Raw genomic sequence first — 9,671 nt, forward strand, 5'->3', positions numbered from 1 at the left:
ACGACCGTTTTTGGCGCGTAGGTTCTGGGAAGAGGTTTTTGTCGAAGCACAGGGTGAAGCTGGCTTTGATCCGGCTGTCTCAAGACTTCCTTCATTCAGAAGCGGTATCACGCCGAGTGCATCTATGCAGGTGTACAGATGTTTGGACAACGCGTTCAAAATGCTATGTTTCAAACTGCCAACCAGGAGCGATTCGTATGCCCACGGTGACATTGACCCTCCGCGGCGATCAGATTGGCCGCTATTCCAGCTTCTCCGGCACAGGAAATGGGCCTGATCGGATTGTGACGGTCGATGGCGTCGAGGCTATAGGAACGGCCAATCAACTCTTCACAGTTGTCGTCGAGCAGGTGAATACTGGCGTTACAGAATTCCAGAATGGCCAGTTTATCACGATCCTCGACTCGGACAATAACGTAGTCGTCCCCAGAACAAGCGTACAGCCAGATATCGAGCAAGGGCGCGGTGCAGGGGACGAACATCTCTTGCTCAACAACCAGCCCTTTCTTATCGATTTAGGCGGTGTTCCCGCCGGACCGTCGACGGTCACGTATACGGAAGCTGATGAAGCTGCAGGTGTTGGTGGCGATGACGACGGGCAGCTCGATTTTATGGACTTTCCGTGTATTACCCCGGGCGCGATGATCACGACACCGGATGGTTTTACGGACGTCGCGGCGTTAAAAAGCGGCGATTTGGTTGAGACACTGGATCACGGAACTGTCCCGCTCGCTTGGGTTGGAAGACGTACGCTTGACTTGACCAATCGCGCGACAGGCAAACCAATTCTTATCAAGACTTCATTTTTCGGAGAACAGCAGCCGAGTCGTGACCTGATCTTGTCACCAGATCATCGGATTCTCGTGAATGACCCGGCATGTAAATTTCTGTTTGAGACGTCTGAGGTCCTTGCTCCGTCAAAGGGGTTGGTGGGGCTGCCGCGAATTCGAGAAATGCGCGGCAGGCGGCATATCGAATACATTACCTTGTTCACGGAGCAACACGAGATCATCTTCGCCAACGGCTTGGCGGTCGAAACTCTGTATCCCGGCCCCGAGGCGCTGCATCGTCTCGGGGCTCTAGGCCGTGCAAAAATTCTTTCGGTTTGTCCGGCCCTGCGACACCAATCTCCGTCGGTCGTCTATCCGGGAGCGCGCCGTCTCCTGTCGGTTCGCGAAAGCAAAGTGCTTTCTGACGCGCTTCGTCTGGAGCGTCAGGTAGGAATTGAAGAAGGCGCGGCAGAACCTTCAGCGAGACTTCGGGTAGTAAACTAGCGCCTTGGAAAGCTTACGTCCGCCGGAGGACGTGTCAAAACTCATACGTTTCTGTCACCGGCAGAAACGACCGTTTTAGGCCGCGCGAACCTTAGCGCCGTTTTCCACCGTTAGAATATTCCGAACCGTAGTCGCGTGCCATTTGCCGCCCCGCGCGGTTTTGATGCCCCGCGCGTTCAACTCTGCCGCGATCTGGCGAAGGGATGCGCCCCCTGCCCTGATCTGCTCGATCACCGGCAACACGTTTTCAGCATGGGCCAGCGCCCGCGCCTTGTTTGCCGCAGCTCCTTTCCGTGCCGCCTGACGCTGCTCAGAAGCCCGTTCAGGGATAGACCAGCCCAGTTTGACACCCCGCGCCTTCGCCGCTGCAAGCGCCGCCTTGGTGCGTTCTGAGATTGCGCGGCCCTCCTGTTCCGCGACCGCGGCCATGATGTGCAGCACGAAACGGTTTGCCTCTGGCATATCTGCCGCCGTGACCTCGACCCCGCTTTCCAGAAGGTTCGCAATGAAGGCGACATTGCGGGCGAGACGATCCAGCTTGGCAATGAGCAACACGGCCCCTGCCCGCTTAGCCTCTGCCAGCGCCCGCGCCAGCTCCGGTCGATCCGACCGCTTGCCGCTTTCAACCTCGACAAACTCTGCCACGACCTCGCCCCGGCCCAAGACATGCGCCGCGACCGCCGCGCGTTGCGCTTCCAGCCCCAAGCCGCTCTGGCCCTGGCGTTCGGTTGATACGCGAAGGTAGGTGACAAATTTCATGGCGCTGCCCTTTCAACCTCAACATTCCTCAACAGTGTCAGGTTTTATCAGGTGTATAAAAACCCTACGTCCGTTGCGTTCTTATACAGATGTATGCATTTACGTAATTATGCAAGTGCGTATGTATGAAATTATGCGTTTGCGCTTTCGCACAAGTCAGTTAGTTTCCTGCATTATGGAAACGATACTCATAGCCGCTCAAAAAGGCGGGGCTGGCAAAACAACGCTGGCCCGCAATCTTTCTGTTGCCGCTGCACAAGACGGCCTCAGGGTGCTTTGCCTTGATCTAGACCCACAAGGCTCGCTCAGGGCGTGGTGGGAAAGCCGGGACGCTGACACGCCTGCAATGCTGGACCGTGACCCTGCACCACATGCACTCAAAGCAACACTGGACGCCGCTAAGGCGCAATTTGACCTTTGCATTATCGACACCCCGCCAGCGGCCCCAGAATGGCTATCTGAGGCGCTTGGCGCGGCTGACTTGGTGTTGATCCCGGTTCGCCCTTCCCCTGACGATCTGCGAGCGGTAGGCGCGACCATAGCCGCCGTGAACGCCGCAAAGGTGCCTTTCGCCTTTGCCCTATCTCAAACGCCGCGTGCGCGGATCACAGAGGAAGCGGCACGCGTTCTTGCGCAACACGGCAGAGTTGCCCCCGTAAATATCGCTCAACGTGTTGCATACGCTGAAACCGGCGCGACCGGGCAGGGGGTATCCGAAACAACCGACCAGAAGGCGGGGGCAGAGATTGCCGCCGTTTGGGATTACGTGAAAGGGATTCTGGATGGCTAAGAAACCCGTGGCCCTCGATGGCCTGTTGAACACCGAAAGCCGCCCGACTGATACCGGCATACCGCAACGCGGGGCAGGGCAAGGCGCGGCCCAGGACAAAAAACCAGCGAAGCGTCCTGGTGAGAAGCGGCTGACGCTTGCCCTCGATGGCGAGACCTACAAGCGCCTGAGGCTTCATGCTGCCGAAACTGACCAGACGCACCAAGCTATTTTAGAGGCCGCACTAGCCGATTACCTGAAACGCGCAGATGCGTGATTATGTATTTACGTAAATAAGGAATTACGATTGCGCCTTAGCTTCAACGAAATCCGCACCCGCGCTGCCAACTTCGCACGCACCTACGCCGATGCCACATATGAGAAGGGTGAGACACAAACCTTCTACAACGACTTCTTTGCGATCTTTGGCGTAGAGCGCCGATCTGTTGCCCGCTATGAAGAACACGTCCGAAAGCTGAACAACAAATCCGGCTTCATTGATCTGTTCTGGCCGCGTGTTCTCTTGGTGGAACAGAAGTCAGCAGGACGTGATCTGACCAAAGCCGCCCCCCAAGCCGGTGAATACTTCGACGCTCTGAAAGAAACCGAACGCCCCCGCTTCCAGCTCCTTTGCGACTTCCAGACATTTGAGCTGCTAGACCGGGACACCCGCGAAGAAACGACCTTCGCCCTCGCTGACCTGCCGGATCACATCGAGAAATTCGGCTTCATCATGGGGATGGAAAAGCGGAGTTTCAAAGACCAAGACCCCGTGAACATCGAGGCGTCCGAGCTGGTCGGGCGTTTGCATGATGCGCTTGAGGCAAACGGTTACAAGGGTCACCAGCTCGAAGTATTCCTGACGCGTCTGGTGTTTTGCCTCTTTGCTGACGACACCGGCATTTTTGAACCCCGCGATATTTTTCTGGACTACCTCGAAACGCGCACCCGCGAAGATGGTTCAGACACCGGGCCGATGATTGCGCAGCTCTTTGAGGTTCTGGACACACCAGAAGATGAACGCCAAGCGAACTTGGACGAAGACCTGGCGCGCTTCCCTTATGTGAACGGTGACCTGTTCAAAGACCCCATCCGCACGCCCGCCTTCAACTCTGAAATGCGTGAAAGGCTGATCGAAGCCAGCCGTTTCAACTGGTCCGGTATCTCGCCAGCGATCTTTGGCTCGTTGTTCCAGTCAGTCATGGACAAGGAAGAACGACGCAAAGCCGGTGCGCATTACACCACCGAAAAGAACATCCTCAAGGTGATCGGGCCGCTATTCCTGGATGATCTGCGGGCAGAGTTTGAAACACTGAAAGCAAGGAAACAGAACCGCGTGAAACTGCTACGCGCGTTCCATGATAAGCTGGCCGGTCTGTCTTTCCTCGATCCCGCCTGCGGCTGCGGCAATTTCCTGATTATCACTTACCGGGAGCTGCGGCTTCTGGAAATTGAGGTGCTGCGGGAAATCTACCGTGCCGAGCTGGCACGCATGAAGGGCGGGGCGACCGAACTGCCACTGCAATCCTTACTCAAGCTGGATGTGGACCAATTCTACGGGATTGAGTTTTCAGAATTTCCGGCGCGGATTGCCGAAACCGCCATGTGGATGATGGATCACATCATGAATACGCAGGCCAGCTTGGAATTTGGCGCGGCCTTCCTGCGAATACCCCTGCGGAAATCCCCAAACATCGTTCATGCCGATGCGCTTGAAACAGACTGGACCACCGTTGCCCCTGACGATCTGAGCTACATCATCGGGAACCCGCCCTTCATAGGGGCAAAGTATCAATCCGATGAACAACGCGCCCAGGTACGCAGCATCGCCGCCTTGGGTAAGACTGGTGGAACACTGGACTATGTATGCGCCTGGTTCATCAAGGCGGCGGCGTTTGGTGCACCTACGGCGTTCGTGTCCACCAATTCGATCACGCAAGGGGAGCAGGTGGCGCAGCTCTGGCCGATTTTGTTTAACCGGCACGGCTTCGAGATTGCCTTCGCACATCGCACGTTTGCATGGGGGTCAGAAGCACGGGGAAAGGCTGCTGTGCATGTTGTGGTGTTAGGGCTGGAACCTCGCGCAAGTGCCAGGAAGGACCGCCGCCTGTTCAGCTACCCCGACATCAAGGGCGATCCCATCGAGACACGGCACGCCGCGATCTCGCCCTACCTTATCGACGCCAGCACCTTGTCCAACCCGCATTTGGTGGTGAAAGAAGCCAGCAAGCCGATTAACGGACTGCCCAAGCTCATCATCGGCTCAAAACCTATCGACGGCGGGCATTTCATCTTTTCCGGCGAAGAACGGGACGCCTTTCTGGCCCAGGAACCACAAGCTGCGCCCTATCTGCGCCCCTACATCGGCGCGCGTGAGTTTCTGAACGGCGGAGACCGTCACATCCTCTGCGCCTCGCTGATCCCGCCACAGGATTTTCGCTCGATGCCTTTGACCAAAGCCGTGGTGGGGCAGGTGCGAGAATACCGCCTAGGGAATATCCCAGCCAAAGGGAAAGACCCGGACACAATCAAGAAACCCGGTATGTCGTCTTTGGCCTTGGCAGAGACGCCAACCGCGTTTCATGTGACCAGAATCCCGGATGCGCCGTTTCTAGTGATGCCCGAAGTCAGCTCTGAACGACGGGAATATGCACCGATCGGCTTCCTTGAGCCTCCAATCGTGCCCAGCAATCTTGTGCGGATCATGGCGAGTGCAACACCCGCGCAATTCGCGCTGCTACAGTCTGCCATGCACATGGCGTGGTTGCGTAACGTAGGCGGCAGGCTCAAGAGCGATTACCGCTACACCATCGGGCTAGTTTATAACACCTTCCCGATGCCACCAGGCGATCACATGAGCAAGCTGGAACCTCACGCCCAGGCGATCCTTGACGCCCGAGAAAACTATCCAGACGCCAGCTTGGCCGACCTCTATGATCCCGACATTATGCCTGCCGATCTGCGCCGCGCTCACCAAGCCAATGACAAGGCGGTAGACCGCCTCTATCGGAATACCGCGTTCAAATCGGAGCGTGACCGCGTGGAACACTTGTTCCAGCTCTATGAAAAAATGACGGACCCGCTCTTAGCCAAGCCAGCGACAAAGAAACGGCGCAAGCGCAAGCCCTGATCCGGCAAGCCTTTCCTTGATAAGGGGAAACCGATTTTAACCCTCTTGGCCGGTGAAAAGCGCCGCCGTTCTTTCCAGCATTCAGGAAAGCGCCCAAACCGAACCGACCCCAATTATCGGGGCGGTCTGGGCGCGGGGGCAGATCGGACAAAACGCGCATACAAGCGGCATATCCTGCCAAGGTCGTTCCCTCATTCTAAAACGGGTTATGCCTTGGAAAATCAGTCGGTTTTCGAGCTGACTGGTATGCGAAGAAAGCGCCCTTATTTCCTGCCAACTTCCCACAGCCTCAGAGGCAACCGGGCAGGGCAGGGCTGCGGTTCGCCCGCATGTGAAGTAATCACCCCTATTTCTTGCCAACTTCATCCCCTCTAAATCCGCCTATTTTAGAAACGGCCTGAGAGGCGGTTCAGGTGATCCATGATCCCGACCAGGGCGCGATCTGAGAGGGCGTCGTGTTCGTGGCAAAGACGCTCATAGGTGCGCCAGTGCATTCCCTTAGGCTTGCCCCAGTCGCCGCCTTCCAGGATGCCCCCAGGCCAGCCCATTTTGTCCCTGATGCGATCTGCCCGCCGTGCAGCTCGATCCCCCGGCTTTTCCCGCTGCGAAGGATATGCCAGCCGGTAACAGTGGCGGCACGCGAAAATTGCCCCGCCGTAGAGGATGGCGACCCGACGACCACAGCCCCGAGCTGGGCAGAGGAACCAATGCCGCTCACCGCCTATGTGGCAGGGCGTGGTATCGAGATAGACGGGGTAGCGCTCCGGTTGCCATTCCCCGCCTCGATCCCGGTGGCGATAGTCCAGGATCACGCGCCCCGGCTCTGACTGGACATTGATCGAGCCTGTCACCTCACCGCCGCGCGACCAGGTAATGCGGCGGCTGATCCCGGATTCCAGAAGCCCTTCGCGCTTCAGCCACCGAATATCAATCGAGCGGTAATCGTCCGTTGTGTCTGCCCCGAACTGCCAGTGTCGCCCGCTACCAATCCCGCCCATGCCTCACCTCAGATTTAGCCGAAATCATTTGGAAACTTGCCCAGCATCGGTTCCCGGCTGCTTTTGCTGTGACAGGGCGATTTTCGTGAACGCCCTTGAGAGGCACAGAGAGCGCCGCTGAGCGCCTTTCTCGCTTTTGGCACCCCTAACCATATCTCAGCCCCTCACGCCGCTTAAATCGCCGCTCTGGCGCGCTTTCATGGCCTGTTTGAGCGGACGGGCAATGTCGAACCGCTTCTTGAGTGCTGTCGTTCCCCTGATCTGGCCCTGTGTCGCGTCATATCTGCCAGACCTTTCGCGGCCACCGAATGCCTGGCCCCTGACCAGCTTGCGGGTGTTAGGAACCAGTTTGCCACGAAACATGCGTTCAGATGGTTCGCCCTTTCCGAGATAGGCGGCGAGGTAGAAGCCGGATCGTTCCGGGTGTGTGTCTTTCGCCATGTGCCATGATCCCCAGACGCTACATGCGAACTCGCCTTCTGTCCGACCCTGCGCCCTGGGGCGGGGTGTGTGGTCTAAGGGTTCGCCAAGAAGATCGGAGAGATAAGACGCGACGGCCTGTCGCTTCCCGTGCGGCAGATGAAAGGCGAGGTGCCAGTGCTCGCCCAGCTCTGACGTTGCTTCGCGCACCCAAAGATACTGGAAGCCGCCGCGACACCGTGCGCTGACCCATTTTCTCAGCAACTCGACCAGGTAGGCAATTCGCTCGACGGGTGACTGGGCAAAGAGTGGATTGGTGTTGTCGTGATGGTAGAGCGACGACCAGCGAACCGTGAGAAGTGTGTTGATCGGGAAGCCGAGAATAGCCGCGCATTTTGCCGCTTCTATGAATTTGGTCTGTGAGCCTATTGGTAAACCGTCCGTGCGCTTTTCTGGTGGCTGAACTGTCCTCGCGATTTCGCCGACCAACGCGCCCAGCGGGCGGGCTGCGGCTGCGGGGCTGGATGCCGCCCCTTGCCCGCCCTTGTTCGCGGAAGTGTCGCTGTGTGGGTTCTGGTGGGAACAGTACGGTATAGGTAACGCGCGAGCTATATATATAGGCGGCTTCCGTAACTCGGGCGTTTCAGCCGTTCCGTTTGAACCTGATGCGGTAAATTGCGTGTCCAGTTTCTTAACCTCGATGCGCCCGCCGTTCCTCCCATTTCGACCGGGCGAGATGTTGTTAGTGGATGGTGCTGCCTCTGGTTTCGTTCTCAGCAAGCCATGCCTCAGCCGCTTCCTTTCGGATGCGTTGAACGCCGCCGATGGTGACAACGGCGGGTGTTGCGCCTTGGCGCTTGAGTTTGTGCCAGGTGGATCGGCTAATACCTACGGCCTGACAGAAGTCAGCCACGGTGAGCAGGGGTGAAATGTCCATATCTTGCGGTCCATGTGTGAGCAGATACGAACCATTGTAGCGTTTTGGCTGCTACAGCTCAAGGAACAAAGGCCGAACATGGCGAAAATTATGCAATTACGTAAATCCGCATTTGTGCTGTGATCGTTCTTCTTCTTTTTCTTCTAGAATCTTCTTACTTCAGGGCATGTAATCCTTTGATCTGAAATGGAAAATCCACCAAACTCTTAGGAATCGGGCGAGGACGGATTAGTTTTGGGGCGGTTATCCATTAGTTTTGGGGCGGTTATCGCTTAGGAATCGGGCGGTTTGTGCGCAATCTGAATCGAGACACAATACCTTGCCTCTGACACGAGTTTAATCTTAGCTTTGGGCGAATCGCCAGCTAAGGGAAACGCATTGTCAGAACTGAGCCGCCCCAAAACTAATAATACACGGACGCTCGACGTATCCCCAAACATGGGCGAGATGGTGAAGCCCGCCGAGCTGATCGAGGTAAAGGGCGCGGCTAAGCTGACGCTGGCAGACCGGCGGTTGTTCAACGTCCTGTTGCGCCATGCCTTTGGGCCTGACCTAGCGTCGGAAGGTAGGCGTTTTGAAATTGCCGTTGCCGACCTAAGAGAAACGCATGAAAGCAACGACCGGCTTGTGCAGTCGATTGAAGCCCTCATGACGACCGTTGTGACGATCCAGCGCCCGGACGGATCAACCGACCGCGTGCAGCTCTTGGGATGGAACAACCTGTCAGACCCCAAGCGAAAGCGCGGCAACCTCAAATACTCGATCCCGCCTGAGCTGGCGTTGTTGCTCAAGGACTCGACCGTCTTTGCAAAGCTGGAAATGGAAGTGTTGCGTGCCTTCACCTCGAAATATGCGCTGGCCCTCTATGAAGCCGTAGCACGCCGCGTGCGGCTCAAGCACATCTTCACCGAACGGTTCAGCATGGACGATTTTCGAGAACTCTTAGGCGTAGAGGCTGACAAGCTGACCACCTATGGCAACTTGAACCAATACGCGATCAAACCTGCGCTCATGGAAGTGAACGCCCTATCCGACTTCACCGTGACCGTGGTGCCTGAGAAAACCGGGCGGCGCGTCACTGGCGTTCTGATCGGCTGGGGCGCGAAGGACATTGAAGGTAGGAAAGCCGCCTACGCTGAGTTGCAGCGCCCCCGCGTGGGCCGCAAGGCGCGGATCACCGGGACCGTTGAAGAAATGTTGCCGCCTGAGGTGATCGAGTAGGGCAAAAACCTGCCAAAACCCTTTGAGTTTTGCCGTAGGGTTTTGGCACACCGCGATTTTCTTGCTCTTGCGCACCGGTGACTAAAACGACCGTTTTTGGCGCGTAGGTTCTGGGAAGAGGTTTTTGTCGAAGCACAGGGTGAAGCTGGCTTTGATCCGGCTG

9 protein-coding genes are annotated in these 9,671 nt (G+C 57.1%); 5 read left to right on the forward strand and 4 right to left on the reverse strand.

Translation table 11 applies throughout. The annotated features are described in order from the left end of the window. Window positions 1-197 precede the first annotated feature (197 nt). On the forward strand, window positions 198-1,274 hold the full coding sequence (locus tag H1S03_RS16970) for a Hint domain-containing protein (RefSeq protein ID WP_183530500.1): 1,077 nt from the start codon (window positions 198-200) through the stop codon (window positions 1,272-1,274). Window positions 1,275-1,349: 75 nt separating this feature from the next. Here the strand turns inward: H1S03_RS16970 and H1S03_RS16975 are convergent, their stop codons facing one another. Beyond that, window positions 1,350-2,033: a recombinase family protein gene (locus H1S03_RS16975; protein ID WP_185805268.1), complete on the reverse strand. Its 684-nt coding sequence runs from the start codon at window positions 2,031-2,033 to the stop codon at window positions 1,350-1,352. On the opposite strand from H1S03_RS16975, the gene H1S03_RS16980 reads away from it, so the two are divergent. The 3 genes from H1S03_RS16980 to H1S03_RS16990 are packed head-to-tail and all read left to right on the forward strand — an operon-like array spanning window position 2,032 to window position 5,932. Next, on the forward strand, window positions 2,032-2,823 hold the full coding sequence (locus H1S03_RS16980) for a ParA family protein (protein ID WP_221892752.1): 792 nt from the start codon (window positions 2,032-2,034) through the stop codon (window positions 2,821-2,823). The genes H1S03_RS16975 and H1S03_RS16980 overlap by 2 nt on opposite strands. Beyond that, entirely contained in the window at window positions 2,816-3,079 is a 264-nt protein-coding gene (locus tag H1S03_RS16985) for a ribbon-helix-helix protein, CopG family (RefSeq protein ID WP_185805269.1), read from the forward strand. The genes H1S03_RS16980 and H1S03_RS16985 overlap by 8 nt, the downstream gene beginning before the upstream one ends. Before the next feature lie 30 nt (window positions 3,080-3,109). Further along, window positions 3,110-5,932 carry a class I SAM-dependent DNA methyltransferase gene (locus H1S03_RS16990; protein WP_185805270.1) on the forward strand — a complete coding sequence of 941 codons (2,823 nt, stop codon included), beginning with the start codon at window positions 3,110-3,112 and terminating at the stop codon, window positions 5,930-5,932. Between the two features lie 386 nt (window positions 5,933-6,318). Here H1S03_RS16990 and H1S03_RS16995 read toward each other — a convergent pair whose 3' ends face one another. The 3 genes from H1S03_RS16995 to H1S03_RS17005 form a co-directional block, all read right to left on the reverse strand. Beyond that, entirely contained in the window at window positions 6,319-6,930 is a 612-nt protein-coding gene (locus H1S03_RS16995) for a hypothetical protein (protein WP_185805271.1), read from the reverse strand. A 156-nt stretch (window positions 6,931-7,086) separates the two neighbouring features. Continuing rightward, on the reverse strand, window positions 7,087-7,839 hold the full coding sequence (locus H1S03_RS17000) for a hypothetical protein (RefSeq protein ID WP_185805272.1): 753 nt from the start codon (window positions 7,837-7,839) through the stop codon (window positions 7,087-7,089). A 253-nt stretch (window positions 7,840-8,092) separates the two neighbouring features. Further along, the gene (locus H1S03_RS17005; protein WP_185805273.1) at window positions 8,093-8,287 is read right to left on the reverse strand and encodes a helix-turn-helix domain-containing protein; all 195 of its coding nucleotides are present in this window, start codon (window positions 8,285-8,287) and stop codon (window positions 8,093-8,095) included. Window positions 8,288-8,725: 438 nt separating this feature from the next. Between H1S03_RS17005 and H1S03_RS17010 the strand changes: the two genes are divergently transcribed. Next, window positions 8,726-9,508, forward strand: a complete 783-nt coding sequence (locus H1S03_RS17010; protein ID WP_185805274.1) for a replication initiation protein — start codon at window positions 8,726-8,728, stop codon at window positions 9,506-9,508. Window positions 9,509-9,671: the final 163 nt, after the last annotated feature.

It is taken from the genome of Pontivivens nitratireducens, assembly GCF_014235845.1.
Taxonomy (GTDB): Bacteria; Pseudomonadota; Alphaproteobacteria; order Rhodobacterales; family Rhodobacteraceae; genus Pontivivens; species Pontivivens nitratireducens.